Source organism: Cupriavidus sp. Agwp_2 (genome assembly GCF_040784895.1).
Lineage (GTDB): Bacteria > Pseudomonadota > Gammaproteobacteria > Burkholderiales > Burkholderiaceae > Cupriavidus.
Window position 1 is genome coordinate 1,364,158 of the sequence record NZ_CP088084.1, and the last position, 24,652, is coordinate 1,388,809.

The following is a 24,652-nucleotide window of genomic DNA, read 5'->3' on the forward strand; positions in this document are numbered from 1 at the left end:
CGGTACCTCATCGTCCCATCGGACTACTGCAGTGCGACAAGGCGCGTCAGCGCCGGATCATTGCCCGGGCCATGCACGCAGCTGACGCCGGCGGGATCGTAGATCCTGGCCACGCAGCCATTGCAGCTGTCGCAGGCCGAGCGCTGCACGGCGCCGCTGCGCCAGTTGGCGACCAGCGCGGGATCGTGGATCAGCGCGCGCGCCAGCGCGATGCAGTCAAAGCCCTCTGCCATCACCTGCGCCACGTTGTCGAGCGACTTGACGCCGCCGACATAGGCCAGCGGCATGCGCACCGCCTGCCGCATCACGCGCGATGCCTCGAGGAAATACAGTTCGCGGAAGGCCAGGTCGCGCGGCGTGCTGCGTTCCAGCATGGTGATGCCGAAGCGCGCCAGCGCGGTCGGGGCCGCGGCCTTCATCTGCGCCGTAGGCATCGGGCTGCCGAACAGCACCCACGGGCTTTCCACGTTGCGGCCGCCGCTGAGCGTCAGCAGGTCGGCCCCTTCCGCCTCCAGGATGCGCGCGGTCACGGCGGAATCCGCGGGCTGGTTGCCGCCCGGGACGCCGTCGCTGACGCTGAGCTTGCAGCAGACCGCCAGCTCGGCGCCGACGGCATCCTTGACCTGCCGCAGCACCGCGGCCGGGAAGCGCGTACGGTTCTCCACGCTGCCACCGAACGCATCGCGCCGCCGGTTGCTCAGCGGCGACAGGAACTGGTTGAGCAGGTAGCCGTGGCCCATGTGGATCTCGACCGCGTCAAAGCCGGCTTCGCGCGCCAGCCGCGCCGCCGCGGCAAACTGGCCGGCCACGCGCGCCATGTCGGCCTCACGCATGGCGCGCTGGAAATACACGCCGTGCATCATGCCGAAGGCGTTCATGCCGGACGAGGCGCTGCCCGGCGCGCGGCTGCCGCCGTGGCGCATCGTGGTGAACGATCCTGCATGCGTGATCTGCAGGCAGGCCGCCGCGCCTTCGCGATGCACCGCCTCGGTCAGCACGCGCAGGTGTGGGATCTGCTCGGGCCGCATGCTGAGTTGGTGCGCGAAGGTAAGTCCGTCGTCAGCCACGGCTGCGTAGGCCACCGTGGTCATGCCCACGCCGCCGGCGGCGAGTTCGCGGTGGTGCCTGACCAGTGCCTGCGTTGGCAGGCCGTGCGGCGTCATGCCTTCGTTGGCGCCCGCCTTGACGAAGCGGTTGCGCAGCGTGAGCGGGCCGATGTGCAGCGGCGTGAAGGCCGACGCTGCGGATGCCTGGCTATCGTGCATGATGTCCTTCCGGTTCACCCGCGACGCTCAGGCCGCATCGGATTTCAGGGCGTGCGCCGGCGGCGCGGTGTCTCCGCCCGCGGCAGCGGCAGCCGCCACGCGGGCACGCTCTTCATCCTCCACGCCCAGCCACGCGGCCAGCGCCGGCAGCAGCGACACCGCGCCGAACAGGTTCACCAGGAACATGAAGGCCAACAGGATCCCCATGTCGGCCTGGAACTTGAGCGCGGCAAAGGCCCAGGTGCCCACGCCGATGCACATCGTCAGCGCCGTGAACAGCGCCGCCGAGCCGCGCTGGCGCATTGCCTCGGCGAAAGCCTGCGGCAGGTTCTGGCCTTCCTCGCGGATCTGGTGCTGGATGCGCTCGTACAGGTAGATGCCGTAGTCCACGCCAACCCCCACGCCCAGCGTGATGACCGGCAGCGTCGACACCTTCAGCCCGATGCCGAGGCGCGCCATCAGCGCATTGCACAGCACCGACACCAGCGTCAGCGGCACGATGATGCACAGCACCGCGCGCCATGAGCGGAATGTCAGCAGGCACAGCAGCGTGATCGCGCCGAAGATCGCCAGGAGCATTGCCACCTCGGCTTCCTCCACCGCCTCGTTGGTCGCCGCCATCACGCCGATATTGCCGCCGGCAAGGCGGAAGGCGACGTTGGGCGTCTTGTCGGTGGCGTTGAAGCGGCGGATTTCCCGGATGATGTGGGCAATGGTCGCGCCCTCATGGTTGGCGGTGTAGATCAGCACCTGGATCGCCTGGCAGTTGGACGTATTCATGCCGTTGTCCGGGTCGTAGGCCTTGGCACCCTGCCCCAGGCCTTCGCTGCTGCGCGGCAGCGCCTCCCAGCGCGGGTTGCCCTCGTTGTAGGCGCCGATCACCACCTTGGCCAGCGACGACACGCTCACCACCGACTGCACGCCGGACACGCCCCGCATATGCATCTCGAAGCGCTCCACCGCACTCATCACCGGGTAGTGCAGGCAACCGTCGTCGAAGCCGGTCGGCTCCACCACCACGGTCAGCGCATCCGAACCGATGTTGTACTGGCCCACGATGCTGGCACTGTCGCGGTTGTAGCGCGAATCCGCGCGCAGCTCCGGCGCGCCGGTGCCGACGTCGCCGATCTTCAGGCCGCGCGATTCGATCGCGCCGGCCGCCAGCAGCGCCAGCGCCGCGACGAACACCCCTAGCGCGGGTGCCGGGCGCGCCAGCGCGCCGAACTTCTGCCACAGGCCGCCGCCACCCTGCGCGCGCCGCGCCTGCGAGCGCGCCAGCGCCGACGGCTCCAGCCGCGTGTACGACAGCAGGATCGGCAGGAACACCTTGTTGGTCACGATCATCAGCAGCACGCCCAGGCAGGCCGTGATACCAAGTTCGCGCACGATATCGATCTCGATGCGCATGATGACCATGAAGCCCAGCGCATTGGTCAGCAGCGCCACCGTGCCGGGGATGAACAGCTTGAGGAAGGCCCCGCTGGCGCTGTCCAGCGCGCTGTGCCCCTGCACCACCTCCTGCTTCCAGGCATTGGTCATCTGCACCGCGTGCGAGACCCCGATCGAGAAGATCAGGAACGGCACCAGGATCGACATCGGGTCGATGCCGTAGCCCAGCAGCGGCAACAGGCCCAGCAGCCAGCCCACCGGGAGCAGTGCCACCACCAGCGCCAGCACCGTGATGCGCAGCGAGCGCGTGTATAGCCACAACAGCAGCGCGGTCACGGCGAAGGCGAGCGCGAAGAAGCCCATCACGCCGGCGATGCCCTCTTCGACATCGCCCACCAGCTTGGCGAAGCCGACAATATTGACTTCGACATCGGTGCCGCTGAACTGCGCGCGGATCTTCTCCAGCTGGCGTGCGACGGAGCCGTAGTCGATGGTCTTGCCGGTAGCCGGATCGGTCTCGCGCAACTCGGCGCGGATCAGTGCGGACTTGAGGTCATTGCTGACCAGCCTGCCGATCTGCCCTGAGCGCGCCACATTGCGCCGCACCTTCTCCAGCTCCGCCGGCGCGCCGGAGAAGCGCCCCGGCACCACCACGTCGCCGCGGAAGCCGGCCTCGGTCACCTCGGTGTAGCGCACGTTGGGCGTGAACAGCGAGAACACGCGCGAGCGGTCCACGCCGGGGATGAAGAACACTTCATCGGTGGCGCTGCGCAGCTTGTCCATGAAGGCGGCGTTGTAGATATCGCCGTCGCCCTTCCAGCGCAGGCTCACCAGCACGGTATTGGCACCGGAGAAGGTGCTCGCGTACTTGGTGAACACCTGCATGTACGGATGCTGCAGCGGGATCATCTTGTTGAAGCCGGGATCGAGCCGCAGGCGCGTGGCCGAGAAGCCCAGCGCCACGGTCACCGCCAGGCACAGCAACAGCAGCAGGCGGCGCCGGCGCATCAGCACGCGGGCGCAGCCATCGACGAAGCGGCCCAGGCGGCCGGGGGATTGGGAGCGGGTCATGATCGTTCTCGCGTTCGGTGAGGCGGGGATCAGCGATTTGAGGCGAGTGCCGCGCCGGCAAGGCCGCTGCTGCCACCCAGCGCCAGCTTGTCTTTAGCGGCAGGCACCAGCGCTGCCAGCGTCTGCGGGCTGCCGGCGGGCAACGGCGCAAAATGGCGCCCGCCATCGGCGGAGATCACCAGCGTGCCTCCCTGCCCGGCCAGCACGATGCGGCCGTCCGGCAACTCGGCACCGCCGAAGAACGAGGTGCGCAGAGCGATCTCGGCGGCCTGCCAGGTGGTGCCGAAATCCTCGCTGCGCAGCGCGTTGCCGCGCATGCCGAAGGCCAGCCACGCGCCGTCGCGCAGCGGCAGCACGCCGTACAGCGAGCCTTCATAGGGAGTCTTGACCGGCTCCCAGCGGCCGCCGCCATCAGTCGAGCGCAGCACCAGCCCGGCTTCGCCGACCAGCATCAGGCGCCCCTGCCCGTCGCCGGCGATGGCGTTGAGGTGGCGGTCCTGCATGGCCTTGTCAGCGGCCTCTTCCCAATGCCTGCCCTGGTCGCGCGACACCAGGAAACGGCCGAAGCTGCCCACGGCGAACCACGGCCCGGTGCGCTGCGCCAGGGCACCCAGCAGGGGGTCGGACGATTGCGCGTCGAAGGCGACCTGCTGCCAGTGCGTGCCGCCATCCTCCGTGCGCAGGATCAGGCCGCTGTGGCCGACCGCGATGCCATGGCGGCTGTCGGCAAAAGCCGCCTGCGTCAGCGTGGCGCCCTGGGGCTTGTCAACGGCGGCCACGCGCCAGTCGCGGCCCTGATCATCGCTGAACAGGATCTTGCCGCGCTCGCCCACGGCCACCAGACGCTCGCCGGCGCGGGCGATGCCGTTGACCTGCAGGCCGTCGGGGCGCAGCGCGGTGGCCGGGAACGGCGGCAGCGGGCGCGGCGCGAAGGCCCAGACCGCGGTGGCCAGCACGGCCAGCGACATGGCGATGCCGATCAGTCGTTTCATGTGTCTCCTCCGATTGGAGTGGTGGCAGGCGGCCTCGTGGCGGGCCGTACGTTGCCGGGGCTGCTTCGATAAGCTGAATGTTTGCTCCCCTCTCCCGCTTGCGGGAGAGGGGCCGGGGGAGAGGGCAGCGCGTGGCAAGCATCGCAACGCATCACTTCATGGAGGCTCCTGCCCTCTCCCCCGCCCCTCTCCCATGAATGGGAGAGGGGTGAAAACCAGCGGCTTTCTTTTGCTACAGGACGTCGAACAGCGCGGCAGCACCCATGCCGCCGCCAATGCACATCGTCACCACCGCCTGCTGCACGCCACGGCGCCGGCCTTCGATCAACGCATGCGCGGTCATGCGCGCGCCCGACATGCCGAACGGATGCCCAACCGAAATCGCGCCGCCATTCACGTTCAGCCGCGCATCCGGGATGCCCAGCTTCTGCTGGCAGTACAACACCTGGCAGGCAAAGGCCTCGTTCAGCTCCCACAGGCCCACATCCGCCACCGTCATGCCATGGCGCGCGAGCAGCTTCGGCACCGCGAAAACAGGACCGATGCCCATTTCATCCGGCGCGCAGCCCGCCACCGCCATGCCGCGGTAGCGCCCCAGCGGGCGCAGCCCACGGCGGCGCGCCTCGTCGACGCTCATCAGCAGCACCGCCGCGGCGCCGTCAGACAGTTGCGAGGCATTGCCGGCGGTGATGTGCTCGCCTTCGGCCACCGCCTGTCCGCCGCTCCAGACGGGCTTGAGCGCCGCCAGGCTCGCGGCCGTGGTATCGGGCCGGTTGCATTCGTCCTGTACGAGCGTCACGCTCTCGTGCCCCGTCAGCGCGCCGGCCTTGTCGAACAGCGCGCGGCGCGTTTCCAGCGGCACGATCTCATCGTCGAAGGCACCGCGGCGCTGCGCCTCGGCGGTGCGCTGCTGGCTGCGCCAGGCGTAGGCGTCCTGTTCGGCGCGGCTGATGCCATAGCGGCGCGCCACCACCTCGGCGGTCTCGATCATCGCCATGTAGGCGGCCGGCTGCCGCGCCAGCACCGCTTCGGACTGGGCGCGGTAGCTGTTCTTGTGCTTGTTCTGCGTCAGCGAGATCGATTCCGCGCCACCCGCCACGATGATGTCGGCCTCGCCGCACTGGATCGCGCGCGCACCCGCGGCGATCGTCATCAGGCCCGAGCCGCACATGCGGTCCATGGTCATGCCCGGCACGCTGTCGGGCAGCCCCGCCGCCACCGCGCACAGGCGGCCCAGGTTGTAGCCCTGGGTGCCCTGCTGCGCGGCCGCGCCGATCAGCACGTCGTCGACCTCGGCCGGGTCAACGCCCGCGCGCTCGACCACCGCGCGCACCACATGGCCGCCCAGTACCGGGGTTTCGGTATCGTTGAAGGCGCCCCGGAAGGCCTTGCCGATGGGGCTGCGCGCGACGGCGACGATGACTGCGTCTTTCATGCTCGATTCCTTGGTTCAGAAGTAGTAGCGGCTGATCGTCTCGGCCACGCAGGCGGGCTTGGCCTCGCCCTCGATCTCCACTGTGACGCGCACCACCGACTGCACGCCGCCTGGCAGCGACTCGGCGCGTATCAACTCACCCACGCCCCGCACGCGGGCGCCCACGCGCACCGGCGCGGGGAAACGAACCTTGTCGCAGCCGTAGTTGACGCCGAACTTCATGCCTTCGACGGTGACCAGTTCCGGCAGGAACTGGTTGACCAGGGCCAGCGTCAGGTAGCCGTGGGCGATGCAGGCGCCGTAGGGGCCTTGCGCGGCGCGTTCGGGGTCAACGTGGAGCCACTGGTGATCGCCGGTGGCGTGGGCGAACTGGTTGACTTGGTCCTGGGTGATGCGGGTCCAGGGGCTTTCGCCGAGCGGTTGGCCTGCGGCGGCGTGGATGTCCTGTGCGGAGCGGAAGATTCTTGGCATTGCTGTTTCCTGTGTTTCCTCACCATGGCGGCCCTTGTCAGTGCTTCAAGCCCGCTGGCTGCTCACCGGCAGCACCTCACCTGTCATGTACGAGGCATAGTCGCTGGCCAGGAACACCATCACATTCGCTACCTCCCACACCTCCGCCGCACGCCCGAACGCTTCGCGCTCGCTGAGCTGGCGCAGCAAATCCGCCGGCGCCGACTTCTTCAGGAAGTCATGCAGCGCGATGCTCGGCGCCACCGCATTGATGCGCACGCCAAACTCCGCGGCCTCCATCGCACTGCAGCGCGTCAGCGCCATCACCCCGGCCTTGGCCGCGGCGTAGTGCGACTGTTCCTTCTGCGCCCGCCAGCCGAGCACCGAGGCGTTGTTGACGATGGCGCCGCGCCGGCGCGCCTGCATGTGCGGCAGCATCGCGCGCGTCATGCGGAAGGTGCCGGTGAGGGAAATATCGATCACGCGCGACCACTCGGCATCGTCCATATCAACTAGGCGGCGCGAGCCGCCCAGCCCGGCGTTGTTGATCAGCACGTCGGTGCCGCCGAGCGCCTCTTCCGCGGCAGCCACAAGTGCGCGTACCTGCGCTTCGTCGGACACATCGCAAAGCTGTCCATGGATCGCCTGCAGCCCTGTTTCCGCACGCAAGCGCGCTACGGCTTCGTCCAGCCGCCTGGGATGGACGTCGGAGATCATCAGCGCGCGGCAGCCCTCCTCCGCGCAGCGGCGCGCGGCGGCAAAGCCGATGCCGACGCCCGCGGCCGCGGTGATCAGGACGCTCTTGCCGGCGAGCAGTTGGTGGCCGGGCACATAGGCCGGAACGGCGGGAGCTTCGGTGTTAAGGGTCATGACTGTCCTCGGGCCTCGCGCGGCATGCCGAGGCCGCGTTCGGCAATGATGTTGAGCTGGATTTCGTTGGTACCGGCGTAGATCGTGTCGGCGCGCGAGAACAGCGCCATCTGCTGCAGCTGGGTGCGGCGCACATCGCCCGTCTCGCCGGCGTCCAGCACGTTGGCCAGCGGGCCCAGCACGTCCAGCGCGAGCTGGCCCAGGTCGCGGTGCCAGTTGGACCAGTAGTACTTGTAGATCAGCGCCTCGCGCTGCAACGCGGTGCCACCGTCCTGGCCCGCCTGCGCCGCGCCGGCCAGCATGCGCAGCGCATTGGCGCGCATCACCCTCAGGCCGGCCCAGGCGCGCGCGATGCGCTGGCGCACCAGCGCGTCGCGGCTGCTGCCGTTGTCGCGCGCGGCCTGCGCCACCCACTCCAGCTCATGCGTGAACTGCATCTGCTGGCCGAGCGTGGAGATGCCGCGTTCGAAACCGAGCAGCGCCATGGCGATGCGCCAGCCGTCGCCGGGCTCGCCCAGCACGTCGGCCGCCGCCGCCCGCGCGCCGTCGAAGAACACCTCGTTGAATTCGGCGCCGCCGCCCATCTGCCGGATCGGGCGGATCTCGATGCCGGGCTGGTCCAGCGGCAGCATCAGGAAGATCAGGCCCTTGCTGCCGCGCGAGCCGGGCTCGCAGCGCGCCAGCACGAAGATCCAGTCGGAATCGTGCGCGAGCGAGGTCCATACCTTCTGGCCGCTGACCAGCCAGTCGCCGCTGGCGGGATCGTGTACCGCACGCGTGCGCACATTGGCCAGGTCCGAGCCCGCGCCGGGCTCCGAATAGCCCTGGCACCAGAACGTGGTGCCATTGCGGATGCCGGGCAGCAGGCGCGCCTTCTGGTCCCCGGTGCCGAAGGCGATCAGCGTCGGCCCGATCAGCCCTTCGCCGATATGGCCCATGCGGCCCGGGCCGCCGGCGCGCGCATATTCCTCATGGAAGATCACCTGCTGCATCACCGGCAGCTCGCGCCCGCCATGCGCGCGCGGCCAACCCAGGCCGGTCCAGCCGCCTTCGGCAAGCCGCCGTTCCCAGGCCTTGCGCAACTCGGGGAAAGCGTCTTCGTCGCCGGGGCCGCCGCGGTGTTTCAGGCAGGCGAATTCGCCGGCCAGGTGGGCGGCCATCCATTGCGCCACCTCGGCGCGGAATGCCGACTCTTCGTGCGCAGTCATGCTGTCCTCCAGGCGTGCGGGCCGCTATCGACGAATTGGGCGAGGTATGCGAGCGCGGCACCGGCGCCGCCCAGCCAGTGGCTGGCGGCCTGTGCGCGCTTGAAATAAAGCTGGGGGTCGTATTCCCAGGTAAAACCGACCCCGCCATGCAGCTGGATGGCCTCCTGCGCGTTGAAGCGCAGGGCTTCGTCGGCGGCAACGGAAGCGGCGGCGATTTCCTGACGGGCCTCGGCCAGGTCGGCGGATTCCCATGCCTGCGCCGCGCCATACACCGCCGAGCGCGCGGCCTCGACCAGCACCATCATCCGCGCGCAGCGGTGCTTGACCGCCTGGAATGAGGCGATGGCGCGGCCGAACTGGATGCGCTCCGACACATAGGCGACGGTGAGATCCAGGCATTGCTGGGCCGCGCCGAGCTGCTCGGCCGCCAGCATCAGCTTGCCGTGCCACCAGGCTTGCGCCAGACCCCGCACCGCGTCGTCCCCGCGTGCCAGGCAGGCACTTGCCGGAACGGCCAGGCCGTCCAGCCGCAGCGAGGCCAGCGGGCGCGTACGGTCGAGCGTGTCGAGCGGTGCCAGCCTGAATCGCGCATCCTGTGCCAGCGCAGCGGGCTCCAGCAGGAACAGCGCGGGTGTGCCGTCCTCGAACCGCGCCGGCACCAGCAGCCAGTCGGCGCCGGCGGCATCGGCCACCTGGGCGGCGCTTCCGTGCAGTACGAAGCCGTGCGCGCTTGCCAGCGCACGGATCGCGACACCGTCGTAGTGCCAGCCGGCATCGTCCGGCAGCACCGCCGCGGCACGGGACTCGCCAGCGGCCAGCCGTTCCAGCCACTGCGCGCTGCGGGCAAGGCTGCCCTGCAGCCACGGCGCCGCCACGCAGGCGGTGGACCAGAACGGCACGCAGGCCAGGCGCTGCCCCAGTTGCTCCTGCAGCAGCACCAGCCCCGGCGCGCCGAGGCCGGCACCGCCCACGGCTTCGGGCAACGCGATGCCGCACCAGCCAAGGTCGCCGGCGATCGCGCGCCACAGCGCGTCATCGTGCGCCGGACCCGCCTCGGTCACGCGCCGCACCGCCGCCGAATCGCTGTGCGTGGCAAGGTAGTCGCGCGCGCTGTCGCGGACCATCTGGTGTTCGACAGAAATGGAGAAGTCCATGGCCGTCGTGCTCAGCTGCCGTAGACCGCCTGGGGCGGCAGGGCCTGCGCCAGCAGTCCGGCCACCGCCACGCCCACTTCCGCCGGCTGCCAGCGCCCGCCCTTGTCGGCCTTCGGGCCGGTGCGCCAGCCGTCGGCCACGGACACCATGCCGCCCGCCGCCTCGAACATGCGGCCGTTGACCTGTGCAGAGTCAGCGCTGCCCAGCCACACCACCAGCGGCGCGACGTTGGCCGGGTCGTAGTAGTCGAAGCCGCCTTCTGGCGCTTTCATCATGTCGGCGAAGACCTGCTCGGTCATGCCGGTGCGCGCGGCCGGCGCCAGTGCGTTGGCGGTGATGCCGTAGCGGCCCAGTTCGGCCGCCTGCACCAGCGTCAGCGCGGCAATGCCGGCCTTGGCGGCGGCGTAGTTGGATTGCCCGACCGAACCCTGCAGGCCCGCGCCGGAACTGGTGTTGATGATGCGTGCGTCCACGGCGCGGCCAGCCTTGGCCGCATCGCGCCACCGCCTGGCCAGCAAGTTGGCCAGGCAGAAGTGGCCGCGCAGGTGCACGCGCATGACATCGTCCCAGTCCGCCTCGGTCAGGCTGACGAACATGCGGTCGCGGCAGATGCCTGCGTTGTTGACCAGCACGTGCACTTCGCCAAACGCCTCGACCGCGGCATCGACGATGCGCTGCGCGGTGGCGAGCTGCGTGATGTCGTCATCGCTGGCCTTTGCACTGCCGCCAGCGCCGCGGATTTCCGCGCAGACCGCTTCGGCCGCCTCGCGCCGGATGTCGTTGACGACCACGTTGGCGCCCTCGGCGCCGAAGGCCAGCGCATAGGCACGGCCCAGCCCGCCGCCGGCGCCGGTGATGATGACGGTGCGTCCGTCGCAAATACCCATGGCGGTCTCCTTACAACCGTTCGATGATGGTGACGTTGGCCAGGCCGCCGCCTTCGCACATGGTCTGCAGGCCGTAGCGGCCGCCGGTGCGTTCCAGTTCATGCAGCAGCGTGGTCATCAGGCGCGCGCCGGTGGCCCCCAGCGGGTGGCCCAGCGCGATCGCGCCGCCGTTGGGGTTGGTGCGCTCGGGCGCGTAGCCGGTCTCGGCCAGCCACGCCATCGCCACCGAGGCAAAGGCCTCGTTGATCTCGACTACGTCGATATCCGACAGACGCAGGCCGCTGCGTTCCAGCGCGCGCTTCGTTGCCGGAATCGGCGCGGTCAGCATCCACAGCGGGTCGTCGCCCATCACGCTCATATGCGCGATGCGCGCGCGCGGCTTGAGCTGGTAGCGCTTGAGCGCGTCCTCGGAGACGATCAGCAGCGCGGCGGCGGCATCGGCGGTCTGGCTCGACACTGCCGCGGTCAGCGCGCTGCCCGGCATCAGCGGTTCCAGCGCGGCCATCTTCGCCAGCGTGGTATCAGGGCGCGGCGTCTCGTCCTGCATCACGCCTTCGCACGGCACGATCTCGCGGGCGAAACGGCCGCCCTCGATCGCGGCCGCGGCGCGCTGGTGGCTTTGCAGCGCATACGCTTCCATGGCCTCGCGCGACAGCTTCCAGTGCTCGGCAATGCGCTGCGCGGCATGGAACTGCGACACCGGCGCATCGCCGAAGCGCGCCTGCCAGCCCTTGCTGCCCGAGAACGGATCGGCAAAGCCCAGCGCCTGCCCGGCCAGCATGGCCGACGAGATCGGGATCTGCGTCATGGTCTGCACGCCGCCGGCGATCACCACGTCCTGCGTGCCGCTCATCACTGCCTGCGCGGCAAAGTGCACGGCCTGCTGCGACGAGCCGCACTGGCGGTCCACGGTCACGCCCGGCACCGTCAGCGGCAGGCCGGCGGCCAGCCACGCGCTGCGGGCGATATTGCCGGCCAGCGGGCCGATGGTATCGACACAGCCGAATACCACGTCGTCATGGTCTTCTGCGGGAATGCCGTTGCGGCGCACCAGCTCGGCCAGCACGAAGCCGCCCAGGTCGGCCCCGTGCATGTGCGACAGTCCGCCCTTGCGGCGCCCGGTGGGCGTGCGCAGGGCATCAACGATATAGGCGTCTTTCATGGTCATTTGCTCTCAATGGATTCAGGCGAAGGTCGCTCCGGCGCCGATGCCATGCGCGCCGTCCAGGATGTGCGCGCCCAGGCGCGCCTTGTGGAAGGCCCGGTCGCCCCAGCTGCCCGCCAGTGCCCAGGCCCGCTTGGTGAAGATCTGCAGGTCCAGTTCCCAGGTGTAGCCCATCGCGCCATGCACCTGGATCGCCTGCCGCGCCGCGGTCCACGCGCAGCGGGCGGCTGCGACGCGGGCGTGCGAGACATGCAGGCCCGCATCCGGCAGGCCATGCGCCAGCGCGGCGGCGGCGCGCAGCAGCACCGGCTTGGCGAATTCAAGCTGGATCGCCACGTCGGCCAGCAGGTGCTTGACCGCCTGGTAGGCGCCGATGGCCTTGCCGAACTGCTTGCGCTGGGCGCTGTAGTCGATCGCCAGGTCGAGCATGCGCTGCGTCAATCCCAGTTGCTGCGCGGCCACGCCGAGCGCGCCACGGTTCAGCGCCATGTCCCACAGGCCGGTGCCGGCGGGGATCAGCTCGGTGCTCGCGTGGGGCTGCCACGCCAGTTCGAACAATCGGCGCGACGGATCGAGGCCGGTGCGCGGCGTGAGCGTGGCCTGGTCTGGGCGCAGCAGGTGGACCGCGCCTTCATGCGCACAGAGGATGGCATCGGCGACATGGGCGTCGGCCACCAGTCGCTCCTGCGGATGCGCGACCGCCACGCGGGCCTCGCCGGCGGCGATGCGCTCCAGCAGCGCGGCGCAGCGCTCGCGCGCCGACGCATACGGGGCGGCGGCTAGTGCATCGCGCAGCAGGCCGGTTGCCACCAGCGCGGTGTCGAGCAGCGGCTCGGGCAGCGCGAAATAGCCGCAAGCCTGCGCCAGCGGCGCCCACTCGACCTCGCCCAGTCCCAATCCGCCCTGCTCCTGCGGCACCATCAGCGCGGTCAGCCCCTGGTCGGCAAGCTGGCGCCACAGCGCGTCGGAGCGGCCGGTACCCGTGCTCCACAGCTCGCGCGTCAGCTCGGGCGTCATCTCTGTCATCAGGAAGCGCCGGATCGCATCGGCAAACTGTTCCTGCTCTTCGGTCAATGCGAAATCCATCGTGTTTCCCCCCGGTGCCGTCATGCGCGCGGCATGCCGAGCAGGCGCTCGGCGACGATGTTGCGCTGGATCTCGTTGGTTCCGGCGTAGATCGGGCCGGCCTGCGAGAACAGGAAGCCGTCCAGCCAGTGGCCGAGCGAACCCGGCGGCTGGCCGGCGGGTGCGACCTCCGCCGCCTGCCCCAGGATGGCCAGCGCGGTGTCGTGCATGTGGATATCCAGCTCGGACCAGAACACCTTGTTCGTGCTCGACTCCGCGCCGATATGGCCGCCTCGCACCAGCCGGCTCGCGGTGGCGTAGGTGGACAGCGTGTAGGCTTCGGCGTCCATCCATGCGCGCAGCACCGCGTCGCGCAGCGAGGGGTCGCGGTCCGCCGCCTCGCGGTTGGCCTGGTACAGCCTGACCAGCGCGCGCGCGGTTTCCTGGAAGCGGGCGGGCGAGCGCAGCATCAGGCCGCGCTCGAAGCCGGCGGTGGCCATCGCCACCTGCCAGCCGGCGCCTTCGGCGGCGAGGCGGTTCTCCACCGGCACGCGCACCTCGTCGAAGAAAATCTCGGCGAAACCGGTCTGGCCGTTGAGCTGGCGGATCGGGCGCACGGTGATGCCCGGCGTATTCAGCGGCACCAGCACGAAGGTCAGCCCGTGATGGCGCGTCGAGGCGGGATCGGTGCGGAACAGTCCAAAGAGCCAGTCGGCCCACACCGCCCGCGTCGACCAGATCTTCTGGCCGTTGATCACATAGTCATCGCCGTCCCGGATCGCGCTGCAGCGGATCGCCGCCATGTCGGAGCCGGCGTTCGGCTCGGACCAGCCCTGCGCCCAGATATGCTCGCCCGAGGCCATGCGCGGCAGGAAGCACGCCTTCTGCGCGGGCGTGCCGAATTCCATCAGCGTGGGCCCGAGCAGGAAGATGCCGTTCTGGTTGACGCGCATCGGCGCGCCGGCACGCCAGTACTCCTCCTCGAAGATCAGCCACTCGATCAGGTCGCAGCCGCGCCCGCCCAGTTCGGCCGGCCACGTGACCATGCTCCAGCGGCCCTGGTTGAGCGTGGCTTCCCAGGCGCGGTGCTGGGCAAAGCCTTCCTCGGTGTCGAAGCTGGCCAGCGGCGTGCGCGGCACGTGCGCGGCCATCCAGTCGCGCACCTCGGCACGGAAGGCGCGCTGGGCGCGGGTATATTCAAGCTGCATCGCGCGCCCCTTGTGCCATGCCGGCGAAGCTGGCTTCGCGGCCTTCGACAAAGGCGGCGCGCGCCTCGCCGGAATCGGCGCTCATATAGGCCTGCAGCGTGAAGCCCTGCTCCCAGCGATACTTGTCTTCCAGGTTGCCGTCTTCCACGCCGTTGAGCGCTTCCTTGGCGAGCTGCAGCATGGCCGGGCTCTTGGCCGCGATCTGGCGGGCCAGGGTCATGGCGGCGTCGCGCAGCTCGGCACGGGACACCACGCGCTCGACCGCGCCAAGGCGATACGCCTCGGCGGCGTCGATCATCTCGCCGGTGAAGTACATCGCCCTGACCTTCTGCACGCCGAACATGCGCTGCAGGTGCGCGCCGCCGCCCATGGCGCCGCGGTCGATCTCCGGCACCCCAAAGCGCGCGCAATCGGACGCTACGATGAGGTCGGCGGCACCGCAGATGCCGATGCCGCCGCCCAGCACGAAGCCGTGCACCGCCACGATGACCGGCTTGGGATTGCGGTGCACGGCGCGGAACGTCGCATAGTTGCCGGCGTTGACGTCGACAATGCGCTGCGGGTGCGCGGCCAACTCCTTGATATCGACGCCCGCGCAGAAGCCGCGGCCTTCGCCGCGCAGCACGACCACGCGCACGGCGGGATCGGTGCCGAGGCGGTCGATGGCGGCGGCCAGCGCGTGCCAGCCGGCGTTGTCGAGTGCGTTGACGGGCGGATGGTCGATCACCAGTTCGGCGATGCCGTCGGCGATATCGATACGGAACGGCCCGGTCTTGTGGTTCGTTTGCATGGTTTCCTCTGTCTGTGTGTCAGGCCGCCGCAGCCAGTCCGGTCCCCGCCAGCGCGGCAAGCCGTGCCTGCGCCTGCGCGGCCATGCCGGAAACGATCTGCTCGCACGATTCGATCGCGCCGATTGCCGCGGCGGCCTGGCCGCTGGGCAGCACACCCTCGTCCGGGCACCCCTCCACCATCGCGCGCTGGATCAGCACCGGCGCGTTGGCCGCCATCAGCGTCTGGGCGGCGCTGTAGTCCTGCTCGCGCATGGCGCGCCAGGCGGTCGCCAGCATCTGCGCGCTGCGCATGCCGGTGCGTGCCTGCCATTTGCGCGCGGCCGACAGCGCCAGCCAGGTGCGCCGCCACGGGCCGGCCTTTTCCAGTTCCAGCAGCAGCGTGTTGTCGATCATCCGCTGCGGCAGCCCGTCGATGGCTAGCGACACCCGGATGCGGGCCGGGTCGCGCACCGTGACGTAGCGCTCCAGCGTCTGCGCCGGCACCGGCGATTCGGCCGACATCAGGAAGCGCGTGCCCATGGCCACGCCGGCCGCGCCGTAGGCCAGCGCCGCGGCCAGTCCGCGGCCGTCGAAGAAACCGCCCGCGGCCACCACCGGCACGCTGACGCTGTCCAGCACCTGCGGCAGCAGCAGCGTCGTCGGCGTGCCGCCGGTATGGCCGCCGCCCTCGCCGCCCTGCACGGTGACCACGTCGGCGCCCAGTTCCACGGCCTTGGCCGCATGTCTGGCGGCGCCGACCGTGGGCATGCAGACGATGCCAGCCGCCTTGAGCCGGCCAACCATCTTCGCGTCCGGGCCGCGCCCGTAGCTGACCGCGCGCAGCCGGTGGCGGATCGCCATCTCGATAACTTCGTCCGCGTTCGGCTGGAACATGTGGAAGTTGATGCCAAAGGGCCGGTCGCTGAGCGCCTTGACGCGCAGGATCTCCTGCTCGACCTCGCCGGGCGGGATCGTCGCGCCGGCCAGGAAGCCGAACGCCCCGGCGTTGCCGCTGGCCGCGACCAGCTTCGCATCGGCCACCCAGCCCATCGCTGTCTGGACGATGGGGTAGCGGCAACCCAGCAGGTCGCACAGCACTGTGTGCAGGCTCGCGTTGCTCATGCCGGTGTTCATGCCTTCCCCTCGCCGCCGGTACGTTGCGACGCCGCCATGGCGCGCGCGTCGTAGCCGCCGAGCTTGTCGCCGCTGACCAGTTCGTTGTGCGCATGGGCGAAGTGGTGCCAGGCAAAGACGGCATCCATCGCAGTGCGCTTGCCCTGCAGGTCTTCCACATGGTTGACCGCCTGCTTGGTCAGCGTCAGCCCAAGCCGCGGCATCTGCGCGACCTTGGCGGCCATGCCGTAGACGGTGTCCTCCAGCGCGTCGCGCGGCACCACGCGGTTGACCATGCCCATGCGCTCGGCGCGCTCCGCGCCCATGCGCTCGCCCAGGAACAGGAATTCCTTGGCGATGCGCGGGTGCAGCTCGTAGGCGTGCGCGAAGTACTCGACGCCAGGGATGCCCATGCGCACGACCGGATCGGCAAAGAAGGCATCGTCCGACGCCACGATCAGGTCGCACACCCACGCCAGCATCAGCCCGCCCGCAATGCAGGCGCCATGCACCATCGCAATGGTCGGCTTGGGCAGCTCGCGCCAGCGCCGGCACATGCCCAGGTAGACCTCCTGCTCGCGCGCATAGAGGAATTCGCCGCCAGGCTTGTTGACGTGGTCATACCAGAGCGAGGCGCGCTCGAACGACTCGTTGATGTCGCGCCCCGGCGTGCCGATGTCGTGCCCGGCGGAGAAATGCTTGCCGGCGCCGCGCAGCACGATCACCTTGACTGTGTCGTCCGCCGCAGCACGCCGGTAGGCCTCGTCCAGCGCATAAGTCATTTTCGAGTTCTGCGCGTTGTGGAACTGCGGCCGGTTCATGGTCACGGTGGCGATGCCGTCCGCGACCTGGTAGAGCACCTCGGCGTTAGGGCCCAGGCTGGTGGGTTCGATGGCTGGCGTTGTCATGTCGGCGTGTTCCCAGTCTCAAGCGCGTCCGGAAGGATTGCCGCGCACGATCGTCGCGCGCAGGTTGTGCGGATCGAGCCGGGCGATCAGGCGCAGCTCTTCCGGCGTCGGCGGTGCTGTCTCCGGCAAGCTTTCGCCGGGCGTACTTGCCAGCGCAAAACCGGTGGCCGCCTGCACCTGCCCGAAGCTCACGCCCGGGTGTAGCGAGCGCACGCGGACGGCGTGGTCGGGTCCGCCGAAATCCATCACGCACAGGTCGGTGACGATCACGCGCAGGTCGACGAAGCTGCGCATCCCTTCGATCTGGCGCGCCGGGTTGTAGCCGGCGCTGCAGACCATGTCGACTTCGCCGCCGACAAACGCGCGCGTGCTGTGCCCCGGCACGAAGAAGGAATTGGCGTGGTGGATGCTGTTGCCCGGGAAGCCGCGCGCGCCGAGCAGCTGCGTCTTCGGCTGCGCATGCGTGCCGCCCAGGCAGGAGATATTGGCCTGGCCGAAGCGGTCGATCTGCGTCGGCATCACCAGCGCGTGGCGCCGCCCGCCCCACAGGCAGTCGAACACGCGCGAATAGCCCATCCAGCCGCTGGCGCGTACCTTGTAGCCGGGCTCGCGCGGGCCCAGCGGCACCGGCGCTTCCACCAGGTAGGCCTCGCCGTCGGTCATCAGCAGGCCGGGGTTATGCGCAAGCCGCGCCAGGCCGGCGGCGATGCGCGGGCCGGTGCCGATGCCAGTGGCCAGCACCTCGCCGTCGTCGCTCCAGACGCGGGCGGCAGCGGCGATCATCAGCTCGGCGCGGGTGAATTCATAAGTGGCGCTCACGGTCGCTCCTTGGGTTGGCGAGTTAGTTGCCGGGTAGGTTGGCGAAATCAAAGCACCGGCAGCGGCAGGTCACGCACGTGGCCGAGGCCGCCGATGCGCTCCAGGTAGGCCGCCTCGCTCTGGCCTACGACTTCGTCGCGGTAAGCGCGGAAGCCGTCCTCTGCCTCGGCGCTGGCGCAGTACGCCTTCAGCGCGGGGAGGTCCCAGCCATAGGCCGGTGCGCAGGAAGTCGGATGGGCACCGGCGGGGGCATGCACCACGCCCGCCACCAGCGAGCGCTCGAACGGGTTGTTGCGGGCGTGCGCCAGGTCTTCTTCCTCAAGGCGCGCATGCAACGTCTCGCAGCTCACATAACAGCGCCGCGCGGCGCGGGCGAACCATTCATCGAAGAACGGGTCCGGGCCGTCGATGCGGGTGTTGCCGAGCACATCGCTCTCGTTCACGTGCAGCAGCGCCGCGTCGAGCTCGATCGCCGGCATCGCCACCAGTACCTCGCCATCGGCATAGGGCGAGCGCACGGTCTTCAGTTGCGGATTCTTCGCCAGCACGTCGGTACCCAATGAAGCGCGCGTCGGCAGGAACGGCAGCCGCGCCGCCGCCGCGCGCAGGCCGAGCTGCAGCATGCCTTCGTCCAGTTCCGTCACCTCCAGCAAGCCACGCTCGCGCGCCTGGCGGAAATAAGGCTCAAGCGGGATCACGTCGAGCGAGACAAAGCCGAACACCAGCCGGCGCACCTTGCCGGCCGCGCACAGCATGCCGATCTCGGGGCCGCCATAGGCGACCACGGTCAGGTCTTTCAGCGGCGAGCGCAGGATCTCGCGCACCAGCGCCATCGGCTTGCGGCGCGGCCCCCAGCCGCCGATGCCGAGGGTCATGCCATCGGCGAGCTGGCCGACCACGTCGGCCGCGCTCATGGTCTTGTCGATTGTCTTGGTCATAGCGTTTAGCGGTATCCGATGCTGAAGTCGTGTCCCCACAGGCTGACGCGCGTGGCTTCGTAGGCGGCGTGATGGCCCCAGTCCACCACCAGGCCGCCGTGGCCGTATTCGAGGTCGAAGCCGGCGGGGGTCTTCATGTAGAAGGAAGTCATGCGGTCATTGCAGTGCTGGCCCAGCGTGGCGGACAGCTTCACGCCGTGCTGCTGCACGCGGTCGAGCGCGCGGCCCACCTCGGCCATGTCAGGCACCTCGGCCATCACGTGGATGCAGCCGGCCTCGGACGGCATTTCGAAGATCGCCAGGCTGTGGTGGCGGCCGTTGGCGCAGTGCAGGAAGTGGATGCGCTTCTCCGGCTCGTTGGGGTCGCTGGTGAAGCGCACGCGGAAGATGTCGGACAGGCCGAAGCCCATCACGTCGCGCAGGAAGGCGTAGGTCTCGTCAAAGGCCGGAGCGGGCAGCACCGTATGGCCGGCGCCCATCGGGCCGGTGATGAAGCGCGGCACGCCGACCGGCGAGACAAAGCGCAGGAAGTCCGAGCGCATGCCCCATGAAATCTCGTGGCGGTTGCCCGACGGATCGGCAAACCATGCCATGGCCTGCACGCGGCGTTGCGCCAGCTCCGCGGCGCTGGCGTGCACGACTTCAACATTAGCCTGGCGCAGCGCGTCGAGTGCGTGACGGTAAGCGAGTTCGTCGGCCAGTTCCCAGCCGGATGCCAGGTAGCGGTCGCGCGCGCCCGGCACCACCAGGTAGCGGTAGTCGCGCTCATCCATCTTCACGTACAGTGCACCGCCGGGGGCGCCGGAACAGGCCATGCCGAGCACCTGCTCGGCGTAGTGCCGCCATTGCCCCAGGTCGGTGGACTCGACCACGATGTAGCCAAGCGCACGGATATCCAACATGCCGGTCTCCTCTGGTTCGTTGCCACTACTGGCTGATGAGACCTATTCTTCCGTGCGCTGCCACCCGGCACATCGTCCAGTGGGACTAGCCGATCCGGTGCCGGCTTCCGGTGCCCGATTCAGGCGGTGGCGGGGCGGACGATGTACTGGCTGGTGGGAACCACGTCGATCTTGTCGAAGTCGATGAAGCGCTGGCAGCTTGCCATCATGGCCTGCAGGTTGCGCTGGAACTTCTCTTCATCGCCGACGGCATCGAAGAACGCCTGCGGGTCGGTCATCGCCGCGTCGGGGAAGCATTCCTCGACGATGGCGTCACAAGGTGGCGCGGCGTAGGTGAGCGGCCGCACCACCACGTTCTGCACGTAGAGGAAGTTGTCCTGGGTCTCGACCGCCACCTGCGTGTGGTGGTTGTGCCAGGTGTCCAGCCACGCCTGCGGCGTGAGCCGGGGCGGCCGCGTCAGGAAAGCCAGTTGCGCGAAGCCGGGCGTGCGCTCGCCCGGCGCGGCCGGGAAGCGCGTATTGCGGATCGGCTGGGACTCCGTGACAAGATAGCCCGCCATGCGGCCGGCCGCGGCCTCGACCGCCTGGTCGAACGGCTGGCGCAGGCGGTCGACGGCGCTGTCGATCCAGACCGAGACCAGCCCCTCCATCTGCGGGCGGGTATTGGTCTGGCGCAGGCCGGCGGCAGGCAGTACGGCGTCATCCGCCACGTTGACCTGCAGTCCGCGCGCGCCCAGCGCCAACAGCTTGTCCGCAAGCGTCGTGCGCAGCCGGCGCGCGAAATCCGCCGGCTCGGTCCGCGGCTCGCGCCAGACGATATAGATGATTTTTTCCATGCTCCACGCTCCCTGGTACAGGTGCCGGCCGTGGCCGGACAGGTTGAAGCGTGCGCGAAACAGGAACGGGCGCGGACCGCATGCCTTGCTGCATCCGCCTGACGTGCCATCCTTGTGCCGCGCCCGCTGGTCCTGTGCATGCTAGGCGCGCGGATGGCGGCGCTCATCCTCCAATCGGACTAGGGGGACGTACTTTGCGATGGCACTCAGCCGAGCGTCACGACACTGCTCAGCAGCATGCGCACCAGCGTGGCCTGCCGCGTAACCCCCGTCTTGGAGAAGATCGAGCGCAGGTGGGCGCGTACCGTGTTCTTGCTGGTACCCAGGGCCTGTGCTGCTTCGTCGAGCGTCATGCCATCGGCAAGCACCAGCGCCAGTGCGGTTTCGGCGGGGGTGAGGTCGAACAGCTTGCGCACCACCTCGTGCGAGGCGCGCGACTTGCGCTCGGGATCGCGGATAAAGACCGCGCAGGCGGGCCGATGCCGGTTTTCTTCCGACCATTCGCTGAGCGGGATGGTGCGGATCAGCACGCCGAGCTTGCCGCGCCCCGACGGACGGGTGATCGACATGGCTTCGGCCAGCGCCGGCTCGCTGCCGTGATGTCCCAACTGCGCGCGGCGCAGCAGGTACTGGAACTTGCGGCTCTCCTGGGCGTAGGCAATCTCGAAAGTGTTCCCGTTAAGGCGGATGCCGTCGTTCTCCGCCAGGATTTCGTCAGCCTCGGGATTCTTCTTGAGGATCTTGCCGGAGGCGTCGAGGATCACCATGCCCACCAGCATGCGGTCGATCGCGCCCGCATAGAGAGAGCGCTCGGATTCGACCACGTCCAGCCGGGAATGCAGCCGGATCGCGCGCTTCAGGTGCGGCAGGATCACGCCGCATGTCGCCTTGTCCACTTCGGAGAAATCCCGCGTGTCGTCCTGGCGGCAGATGCGCAGGCGGCACTCGACACCATCCTCGGTACGGATGTCCGCGCCCAACAGGTAGCGGATGCCGAGCGGCTGCAGGAACTGGCGGTAGATCTCGCTGTGGCACCAGTTGCCGGCGCCCAGCGCTTCATCGACCGTCACCGCGCGGTCGGTGGGCAGGTTGATAAAGGGATCGATCGCGTAGTAGTAGCTGTTGTATGAGGCCTCTGCCTCCAGCGAAGTGCCGTGCGCCGAGGCATGCACCGCCAGCCCGCTGCGGTCGCTGGCGGGCGAGCGCAGGATAAAGCTCACATAGCTGGCATCGAGTTGCTTGCGCAGCATTTCAAGCGCGTGGCCCCAGGGCACGGGTTCCATCGGCCCTTCATAGACCGCGGCCAGCAGCGCGCTGAACTGCGTGACGCTCAAGCCTGACTGCGCAAGCAAAGGCGACGCCATTTCCTGCGCCTCAACGGTCGCCATCAACATTCCTTGTCTCCTGAATCCACACCACGTGTGTGCTGACCGGCGCTCTGCGGCACCTGGGGGCAGCGCAGATTATAGGGACGCTGTCCGCCCGCTGCCCGCCAATGCGCGGCTCTCCGTGTTTTCCCTGACCTGCAATCGGACGATGTTCGCCCCGCCCGCCGCGGATCCAATGCACGCATCCCCGCAGTGCAACCGAAGGAGAGCAACTGAGATGGATTTCACCGACAAGACCGTGCTGGTCACCGGCGGCGGCGCCGGCATCGGGCTCGCTACCGCGCAAGCCTTTCTGGAGCAGGGTGCGCGCGTCGCGATCATCGAGATCGACGCACAGCGCGCCAACCATGCCCACACGCTGCTGGGCAAGGCCGGCGCCGACGTGCTGGTGGTGCAGGGAGATGCTGCCGATGCCGGCACCGTACGCGAACTGGCCGCGCAGATCGAACAACGATTTGGGCGCCTCGACGTGCTGGTCAACAACGTGGGGGATTTCCTGCGCATCGCCAAGCCGTTCGAGCACTACGCCGACGACGAGATTGCCAGCCTCTACGCCGCCAACCTCGGCCACGTCTTCACGGTCACGCGCGCCATGCTGCCGCTGCTGCGGCGCAGCGGGGCCGGCAGCATCGTCAGCGTGTCGTCGATCGAGGGCTTCCGCGGCATTCCCTACTGCAGCGTCTACGGCGCCTTCAAGGCCGCCATCACCGGCTTCACCCAAAGCCTGGCGCTGGAGCTGGCGCCGGCGGGCATCCGCGTGAACCTGATCGCACCCGAAACCACCGAAACCCCGCAGGTCCCGGTGTCGCAGATGGTCGCCGCGGAGCACCAGCACCATATCCCGCGCTGGATCCCGCTGGGCCGCTTCGGCACGCCACAGGACATCGCCGACGGCATCCTGTTCCTGGCCAGCGCGCGCGCTGCCTGGATCACCGGCACGGCCCTGCATGTCAACGGCGGCGCCCTGGCCGCCGCCGGCTGGTACCGCGACCCCAATGGGGCGTGGACCAACATGCCGGTCATCGGCGGCAACGGCATGAACCTCTGATGGCCGCGCCACGCGGCCGCACCACCCGGCCACATCACCCAACCAAGGAGACAAGCATGAAGATACTGATCGTCGGCGGCAACGGCATGATCGGAGGCCACGCGGCCCTGCACCTGCGCAGCCGCGGGCACGATGTCACCATCGCGGGCCGCAACCGCCCCGCCTCCGGCACGCCGCTGGGCGCACTGGACTTCCTGCGCTGCGACTACATCGCCAATGACCTGCCCGCGGCGCAGCTCGGTGCCTTCGAGGCGCTGGTATTCGCCGCGGGCAACGATGTGCGCCATGTCCCGCCCGGCGGCGATGAAGCGGCACACTGGGAACGCGCCAACGTCGAAGGCGTGCCTCGCTTTTTCCGCGCGGCGCGCGATGCGGGCATCCGGGTCGCGGTGCATGTCGGCAGCTTCTATCCGCAGGCGGCACCGCGGCTGGCAGAGGACAACGCCTATATCCGCTCGCGCAAGCTGGCCGACGAAGGCGTGCGCGCACTGGCGACGGATGCCTTCCGCGTCAGCAGCGTGAATGCCCCGTTCGTGGTGGGCACGGTGCCGGGCCTGATGGTCCCGATGTTCAAGGCCTATACCGACTACGCCAGGGGCGGTTTTGCGCCGATGCCGGACTTCGCGCCGCCGGGCGGCGTCAATTTCATCTCGGCCATGTCGCTGTCGGAGGCGATCGAAGGTGCGCTGTTGCGCGGCGAGAATGGCAGGGCCTACCTCGTGGGCGACGAGAACCTGACGTTCCAGGACTACTTCGGCGCGTTCTTCCGCGATGCCGGCCGCCCGGTTCCGCCGGTCATCGACCAGGAACATCCGTTGCTGCCTGACTCGGCGATCTGCTTCGGCCGGGGCAACACGCTCTACTACGAGCCGGATGCGGCCGAGACCGCGCTGCTCGGCTATCGCCGCCGTGACATCCTGCGCACGGTGAGCGAGATCGTGGCGCAGTATCGGTAAGCAGGCATGGCGGCGGCCCGCGCAAGCAGGCCGCCGCACCCGGCCCTACAGTCCTGAGATCAGTTGCGCGTTATCGACGCGCAGTTCCGCGCCATTGATAAAGCGCGACGCGTCCGACGCCAGGAACAGCACCAGTTTGGCCACATCCTCCGGCTGGCACATGCGTGCCATCGGGTCCGTGCCGATGCCCAGCGCCACCGGATCCAGGTCCGGCACCAGCGCCTGCGTCATCGGTGTCCAGATGCCGTCGGGGTGGATCGAATTGCAGCGGATGCGGTAGCCGTTGCGCTTGCAGTGCACGGCTACGCTGCGCGTCAGCGCGGTCACGGCACCTTTCGCACCGCTGTACGCGCACATCATCGGCAGCCCGCCCAGTGCAGCCACCGACGACATCACCACGATGGACCCACCGGCCGGGTTGCCTTTCATTGCCTGCACGCCGAACCTGCAACCGAGGAAATAGCCGTCGGCATTGACGCGCATGACCTGCCGCCAGCAGTCGAGCGAGGTCTCTTCGATCGATCCCACCGGACAGATGGCCGCGTTGTTGACCAGCACGTCGAGGCGGCCAAAGCGGTCCAGCGCGGCGGCCATGGCCTTGCGCCAGTCCTCTTCACTGGCGATGTCGTGGCGTACGAACTGCGCCGCATCGCCGATCTCGCGGGCCAGCGCGCGCCCGGCCTCCTCATTGACATCGGTGAGCACCACGCGCGCGCCTTCCGCAGCCAGCAGCAACGCATCGGCGCGCCCTACCCCACTGGCCGCGCCGGTGACCAGCGCGACCTTGTCCTTGACCTGATTCATCGTTTCTCTCC

General features: G+C 69.1%; 23 protein-coding genes. 2 read left to right on the forward strand and 21 right to left on the reverse strand.

From position 1 onward, the window contains the following. Positions 1-23 precede the first annotated feature (23 nt). The 20 genes from LPA45_RS23925 to LPA45_RS24020 form a co-directional block, all read right to left on the reverse strand. Positions 24-1,265 carry an NADH:flavin oxidoreductase gene (locus LPA45_RS23925; protein WP_317924817.1) on the reverse strand — a complete coding sequence of 414 codons (1,242 nt, stop codon included), beginning with the start codon at positions 1,263-1,265 and terminating at the stop codon, positions 24-26. Between the two features lie 27 nt (positions 1,266-1,292). After that, the gene (locus tag LPA45_RS23930; RefSeq protein WP_317924815.1) at positions 1,293-3,725 is read right to left on the reverse strand and encodes an RND family transporter; all 2,433 of its coding nucleotides are present in this window, start codon (positions 3,723-3,725) and stop codon (positions 1,293-1,295) included. Between the two features lie 29 nt (positions 3,726-3,754). Next, complete coding sequence (locus LPA45_RS23935) at positions 3,755-4,717, reverse strand: YCF48-related protein (RefSeq protein WP_317924813.1); 963 nt, start codon at positions 4,715-4,717, stop codon at positions 3,755-3,757. Positions 4,718-4,949: 232 nt separating this feature from the next. After that, on the reverse strand, positions 4,950-6,152 hold the full coding sequence (locus LPA45_RS23940; protein WP_367395116.1) for an acetyl-CoA C-acyltransferase: 1,203 nt from the start codon (positions 6,150-6,152) through the stop codon (positions 4,950-4,952). A 15-nt stretch (positions 6,153-6,167) separates the two neighbouring features. Further along, positions 6,168-6,623, reverse strand: coding sequence for a MaoC family dehydratase (locus tag LPA45_RS23945; RefSeq protein WP_116318662.1), 456 nt, complete (start codon positions 6,621-6,623; stop codon positions 6,168-6,170). 45 nt (positions 6,624-6,668) lie between these two features. After that, positions 6,669-7,472, reverse strand: a complete 804-nt coding sequence (locus LPA45_RS23950; protein ID WP_116318663.1) for an SDR family oxidoreductase — start codon at positions 7,470-7,472, stop codon at positions 6,669-6,671. Next, on the reverse strand, positions 7,469-8,680 hold the full coding sequence (locus LPA45_RS23955; protein WP_317925329.1) for an acyl-CoA dehydrogenase family protein: 1,212 nt from the start codon (positions 8,678-8,680) through the stop codon (positions 7,469-7,471). Before LPA45_RS23955 ends, LPA45_RS23950 begins: the two co-directional genes overlap by 4 nt. Beyond that, the gene (locus tag LPA45_RS23960) at positions 8,677-9,834 is read right to left on the reverse strand and encodes an acyl-CoA dehydrogenase family protein (RefSeq protein ID WP_317925328.1); all 1,158 of its coding nucleotides are present in this window, start codon (positions 9,832-9,834) and stop codon (positions 8,677-8,679) included. The genes LPA45_RS23955 and LPA45_RS23960 overlap by 4 nt, the downstream gene beginning before the upstream one ends. Positions 9,835-9,845: 11 nt before the next feature. Beyond that, complete coding sequence (locus LPA45_RS23965; protein ID WP_116318666.1) at positions 9,846-10,721, reverse strand: SDR family oxidoreductase; 876 nt, start codon at positions 10,719-10,721, stop codon at positions 9,846-9,848. A 10-nt stretch (positions 10,722-10,731) separates the two neighbouring features. After that, entirely contained in the window at positions 10,732-11,883 is a 1,152-nt protein-coding gene (locus LPA45_RS23970) for an acetyl-CoA C-acetyltransferase (protein WP_317925332.1), read from the reverse strand. A 21-nt stretch (positions 11,884-11,904) separates the two neighbouring features. Next, positions 11,905-12,972 (reverse strand): acyl-CoA dehydrogenase family protein, encoded by a 1,068-nt coding sequence (locus tag LPA45_RS23975; RefSeq protein ID WP_317925327.1) that lies wholly within the window; start codon positions 12,970-12,972, stop codon positions 11,905-11,907. Between the two features lie 20 nt (positions 12,973-12,992). Continuing rightward, positions 12,993-14,159, reverse strand: a complete 1,167-nt coding sequence (locus LPA45_RS23980) for an acyl-CoA dehydrogenase family protein (RefSeq protein ID WP_317925326.1) — start codon at positions 14,157-14,159, stop codon at positions 12,993-12,995. Next, the gene (locus LPA45_RS23985; protein ID WP_317925325.1) at positions 14,149-14,949 is read right to left on the reverse strand and encodes an enoyl-CoA hydratase family protein; all 801 of its coding nucleotides are present in this window, start codon (positions 14,947-14,949) and stop codon (positions 14,149-14,151) included. The genes LPA45_RS23980 and LPA45_RS23985 overlap by 11 nt, the downstream gene beginning before the upstream one ends. A gap of 19 nt (positions 14,950-14,968) precedes the next feature. Beyond that, on the reverse strand, positions 14,969-16,051 hold the full coding sequence (locus tag LPA45_RS23990; RefSeq protein ID WP_317925331.1) for a nitronate monooxygenase: 1,083 nt from the start codon (positions 16,049-16,051) through the stop codon (positions 14,969-14,971). Between the two features lie 8 nt (positions 16,052-16,059). Then, positions 16,060-16,950 carry an enoyl-CoA hydratase gene (locus LPA45_RS23995; RefSeq protein ID WP_317925324.1) on the reverse strand — a complete coding sequence of 297 codons (891 nt, stop codon included), beginning with the start codon at positions 16,948-16,950 and terminating at the stop codon, positions 16,060-16,062. 18 nt (positions 16,951-16,968) lie between these two features. Next, entirely contained in the window at positions 16,969-17,769 is an 801-nt protein-coding gene (locus LPA45_RS24000; RefSeq protein ID WP_317925323.1) for a CoA-transferase subunit beta, read from the reverse strand. Between the two features lie 47 nt (positions 17,770-17,816). Beyond that, a complete protein-coding gene (locus LPA45_RS24005; RefSeq protein ID WP_317925322.1) occupies positions 17,817-18,707 on the reverse strand; it encodes a CoA transferase subunit A in 891 nt (296 codons plus the stop codon). A gap of 5 nt (positions 18,708-18,712) precedes the next feature. Then, complete coding sequence (locus tag LPA45_RS24010; protein WP_317925320.1) at positions 18,713-19,609, reverse strand: VOC family protein; 897 nt, start codon at positions 19,607-19,609, stop codon at positions 18,713-18,715. Between the two features lie 119 nt (positions 19,610-19,728). Continuing rightward, on the reverse strand, positions 19,729-20,445 hold the full coding sequence (locus LPA45_RS24015) for an EthD domain-containing protein (RefSeq protein ID WP_317925319.1): 717 nt from the start codon (positions 20,443-20,445) through the stop codon (positions 19,729-19,731). A 206-nt stretch (positions 20,446-20,651) separates the two neighbouring features. Beyond that, positions 20,652-21,839 carry a helix-turn-helix transcriptional regulator gene (locus LPA45_RS24020; RefSeq protein ID WP_317925318.1) on the reverse strand — a complete coding sequence of 396 codons (1,188 nt, stop codon included), beginning with the start codon at positions 21,837-21,839 and terminating at the stop codon, positions 20,652-20,654. 211 nt (positions 21,840-22,050) lie between these two features. On the opposite strand from LPA45_RS24020, the gene LPA45_RS24025 reads away from it, so the two are divergent. Together LPA45_RS24025 and LPA45_RS24030 are read left to right on the forward strand one after the other, a co-directional pair. After that, complete coding sequence (locus LPA45_RS24025) at positions 22,051-22,881, forward strand: SDR family NAD(P)-dependent oxidoreductase (RefSeq protein ID WP_317925317.1); 831 nt, start codon at positions 22,051-22,053, stop codon at positions 22,879-22,881. A 56-nt stretch (positions 22,882-22,937) separates the two neighbouring features. After that, positions 22,938-23,837: an NAD(P)-dependent oxidoreductase gene (locus LPA45_RS24030; protein ID WP_317925316.1), complete on the forward strand. Its 900-nt coding sequence runs from the start codon at positions 22,938-22,940 to the stop codon at positions 23,835-23,837. A gap of 45 nt (positions 23,838-23,882) precedes the next feature. On the opposite strand, the gene LPA45_RS24035 is transcribed toward LPA45_RS24030, so the two are convergent. Continuing rightward, positions 23,883-24,641 (reverse strand): SDR family oxidoreductase, encoded by a 759-nt coding sequence (locus tag LPA45_RS24035; RefSeq protein ID WP_317925315.1) that lies wholly within the window; start codon positions 24,639-24,641, stop codon positions 23,883-23,885. Between the last annotated feature and the right edge of the window lie 11 nt (positions 24,642-24,652).

What these genes read in the sequence shown, in the direction of transcription:
- LPA45_RS24015 (WP_317925319.1), bottom strand. Translation starts at nt 20,445, where the DNA reads ATGGAAAAAATCATCTATATCGTCTGGCGCGAGCCGCGGACCGAGCCG.
- LPA45_RS23925 (WP_317924817.1), bottom strand. Translation starts at nt 1,265, where the DNA reads ATGCACGATAGCCAGGCATCCGCAGCGTCGGCCTTCACGCCGCTGCAC.
- LPA45_RS23960 (WP_317925328.1), bottom strand. Translation starts at nt 9,834, where the DNA reads ATGGACTTCTCCATTTCTGTCGAACACCAGATGGTCCGCGACAGCGCG.
- LPA45_RS23930 (WP_317924815.1), bottom strand. Translation starts at nt 3,725, where the DNA reads ATGACCCGCTCCCAATCCCCCGGCCGCCTGGGCCGCTTCGTCGATGGC.
- LPA45_RS24005 (WP_317925322.1), bottom strand. Translation starts at nt 18,707, where the DNA reads ATGACCAAGACAATCGACAAGACCATGAGCGCGGCCGACGTGGTCGGC.
- LPA45_RS23945 (WP_116318662.1), bottom strand. Translation starts at nt 6,623, where the DNA reads ATGCCAAGAATCTTCCGCTCCGCACAGGACATCCACGCCGCCGCAGGC.
- LPA45_RS24035 (WP_317925315.1), bottom strand. Translation starts at nt 24,641, where the DNA reads ATGAATCAGGTCAAGGACAAGGTCGCGCTGGTCACCGGCGCGGCCAGT.
- LPA45_RS23940 (WP_367395116.1), bottom strand. Translation starts at nt 6,152, where the DNA reads ATGAAAGACGCAGTCATCGTCGCCGTCGCGCGCAGCCCCATCGGCAAG.
- LPA45_RS23975 (WP_317925327.1), bottom strand. Translation starts at nt 12,972, where the DNA reads ATGGATTTCGCATTGACCGAAGAGCAGGAACAGTTTGCCGATGCGATC.
- LPA45_RS23970 (WP_317925332.1), bottom strand. Translation starts at nt 11,883, where the DNA reads ATGAAAGACGCCTATATCGTTGATGCCCTGCGCACGCCCACCGGGCGC.
- LPA45_RS24020 (WP_317925318.1), bottom strand. Translation starts at nt 21,839, where the DNA reads ATGTTGATGGCGACCGTTGAGGCGCAGGAAATGGCGTCGCCTTTGCTT.
- LPA45_RS23955 (WP_317925329.1), bottom strand. Translation starts at nt 8,680, where the DNA reads ATGACTGCGCACGAAGAGTCGGCATTCCGCGCCGAGGTGGCGCAATGG.
- LPA45_RS23995 (WP_317925324.1), bottom strand. Translation starts at nt 16,950, where the DNA reads ATGACAACGCCAGCCATCGAACCCACCAGCCTGGGCCCTAACGCCGAG.
- LPA45_RS23950 (WP_116318663.1), bottom strand. Translation starts at nt 7,472, where the DNA reads ATGACCCTTAACACCGAAGCTCCCGCCGTTCCGGCCTATGTGCCCGGC.
- LPA45_RS23985 (WP_317925325.1), bottom strand. Translation starts at nt 14,949, where the DNA reads ATGCAAACGAACCACAAGACCGGGCCGTTCCGTATCGATATCGCCGAC.
- LPA45_RS23980 (WP_317925326.1), bottom strand. Translation starts at nt 14,159, where the DNA reads ATGCAGCTTGAATATACCCGCGCCCAGCGCGCCTTCCGTGCCGAGGTG.
- LPA45_RS23990 (WP_317925331.1), bottom strand. Translation starts at nt 16,051, where the DNA reads ATGAGCAACGCGAGCCTGCACACAGTGCTGTGCGACCTGCTGGGTTGC.
- LPA45_RS24030 (WP_317925316.1), top strand. Translation starts at nt 22,938, where the DNA reads ATGAAGATACTGATCGTCGGCGGCAACGGCATGATCGGAGGCCACGCG.
- LPA45_RS24010 (WP_317925320.1), bottom strand. Translation starts at nt 19,609, where the DNA reads ATGTTGGATATCCGTGCGCTTGGCTACATCGTGGTCGAGTCCACCGAC.
- LPA45_RS23935 (WP_317924813.1), bottom strand. Translation starts at nt 4,717, where the DNA reads ATGAAACGACTGATCGGCATCGCCATGTCGCTGGCCGTGCTGGCCACC.
- LPA45_RS24025 (WP_317925317.1), top strand. Translation starts at nt 22,051, where the DNA reads ATGGATTTCACCGACAAGACCGTGCTGGTCACCGGCGGCGGCGCCGGC.
- LPA45_RS23965 (WP_116318666.1), bottom strand. Translation starts at nt 10,721, where the DNA reads ATGGGTATTTGCGACGGACGCACCGTCATCATCACCGGCGCCGGCGGC.